This window comes from Acidisphaera sp. S103, from assembly GCF_009765975.1.
Lineage (GTDB): Bacteria > Pseudomonadota > Alphaproteobacteria > Acetobacterales > Acetobacteraceae > Rhodopila.
This window is the reverse complement of the sequence record NZ_LMUJ01000090.1, coordinates 1-2165: the sequence shown is the minus strand read 5'-3', so window position 1 is coordinate 2165 and position 2165 is coordinate 1. Positions and strand designations below refer to the sequence as shown.

The following is a 2165-nucleotide window of genomic DNA, read 5'->3' as shown; positions in this document are numbered from 1 at the left end:
GGCTTTCGTCCTTCAAAATATCCATGCTTGTAGAAATGGGAGGATGCGGATTCTGTCGGTGTGCGTTTCACGAAGCCGCCGATCGCCGGATATTCGGCCAAATACCAATCCTCATCGACCGGAACTGCTTCGAGGAATTTCTTCAATACGTCGACGACATCGTCGTAGATGGCCATCAGATGGACATTATCAGGGGCGGCATGACGGCTCATCCATGATTTCAGAGCGGCAAAAGGGGGAACGTATCGCATCTTTCTTCCGGTATAGTTTGAACAAATATCAAAAATTTGGACCGATCGCTTCAGCATAGCCGTCGAATTATATGCTCCAATGCCATATTTTGTGAACGATCCTACTGGACGGTTGATAAACAATCGTGCCTTGCAGTTCAACGCCTCGTCAAGGGAACTTAGTACGTGTGAGCCGTTACGGTATGAGACTTACCATAATCTATCAGGCTGCTGAAAAAAAGCCAACGACGCCCCTGGATTCCCTTTCACCCGTGACGGCAGCAGATCAACCTGCGGCAGGAGCGCGATGTGCGGTCAGGACCAGCTAACCCATCTTATTCACGGTGTTGAGGCCGCTCGGCCGTCCTGAACTGCGGACGCGCGACGGCGTGGGCCTATTTCATCACGCGTTCAGGACAGAATTGGCAGACGCTGGAGGTTATCGGGCTCGGGCGATTTCGGGGCACACGCCCCGTCAGTCACGGTCCTGCGGGTTGCAGGGTGCGGGCCAGACTGGCGAACAGTGCGGCGTCCGGACAGGCGGCGGCGAAGGCGATGCGCACGCGTGAAGCGGTCTCGATCACCCGTGCGGCGACCTTCAGCAACCGCATCCGCAGCGTCGTGAACTCGGCGCGCGCCAGCGGCTGCGGCTGGGGAATCGCGTCACGCAGCTTCAGCATCAGCCAGTAAGCCCCGGTATGCAGCACCAGGCGCACCTGGTTGGCGCGCGGATCGCGGCAGCTGGTGCGATCCGAGGCAAGCTGGGTCTTGTGCAGCTTGATCAGGTTCTCCGCCTGACCACGAGCGCAATACAGCGTGTGGTAGAGCCATTCGGCGCTGCCGGTGCTGAGGTTGGTGACGACATAGCGGATGTCCAGCCCTTTCGTCGTGGCCTCGATCCGCGCAACAACGCGGCGTTCGCGCGACCAGGATTTGGCGCCGTAGCGGGTCTCGGTATAGCGGCGCACCCCATAGGCTTCGTTGATGGCACGGTTGACCCTGACCGCATCGGCCACCGGTTCAACCAGGCTGTCCAGCACGCTGTTGCCGGGCAAACCTAGGATATAATTGACCTTGTTCGCCTCGCACCAGGCCATCACCTCGGGGCGTCCGTAATGGCCATCACCGCGGATGGTCAGCCGCGTGGCCGGCCAATGACGGCGGATGCGATGCACCAGACGGCGCAGATGGCGACTGATCTCCGCCCCGGACGGCGTTTTGCCGGGGCGCAGCAGCACCGCCACCGGGCGGGCTGTCGCGGTGTCGTAGACATGGATCGGCTGGAAGCAGCGCTCATCGTAATGGGCATTGAACAGCGACAATTGCTGATGGCCATGCACGACATCGACCGTGTCGTCGATGTCCAACGTGACCGCGCGCGGCGGCTGCGGATAGCTGGCACAATAAAGATCGACCATGGCGTAGGTCATGCGGATCACGCTGCGCAGATCGGGGGTGTTCTCGCAGTTCGCGTTTCGTTGGCGCGAGCCAACTCGCCGAAACGCGGTCCAGCGCGACAGGGTCGGCTGCGAGCACAGATCCGCACCGCTGTCGGGCAGCCGCCCGCAGGCCAGCTTGAAGCCGGGATCGGTGCGCAGATGATCAAGGTCATCGGCGTCCTCATAACCACACGAGATCACGCGTTTCGTTCACGGCACGTGAACGTGCCGAAACGCGGAGATGGCCAGCATGCGGGAACGCAGGATGTCCTCGACGCTGTGGGTCACCAGCACCGGATTGCGGCGGTCGGGGATCAGCGAGGCCAATATTCGGGCGATGCCCAGGCCGCGTTCCACCGCGGCCAGCAACATCACGCCGCCGTCGGAGGTGAGGCGCCCGCCGTCAAATGCCGCAACGACTTTCTTGCGTCCGACGGCTGGGAAATCGAACGAAAGAAGGGTATCGTCGGTCATGGCGGGTGTTGCTCGCGGATTG

General features: G+C 61.0%; 1 protein-coding gene and 1 pseudogene. Both read right to left on the bottom strand.

Annotated features, from left to right (window positions below; genetic code table 11):
* The coding region (locus GSQ89_RS29635; protein ID WP_216856474.1) for a hypothetical protein at positions 1-212 on the bottom strand (212 nt) is incomplete at its 3' end.
* Positions 213-709: 497 nt separating this feature from the next.
* Positions 710-2143: pseudogene (locus GSQ89_RS29630) on the bottom strand (IS1380 family transposase).
* Positions 2144-2165: the final 22 nt, after the last annotated feature.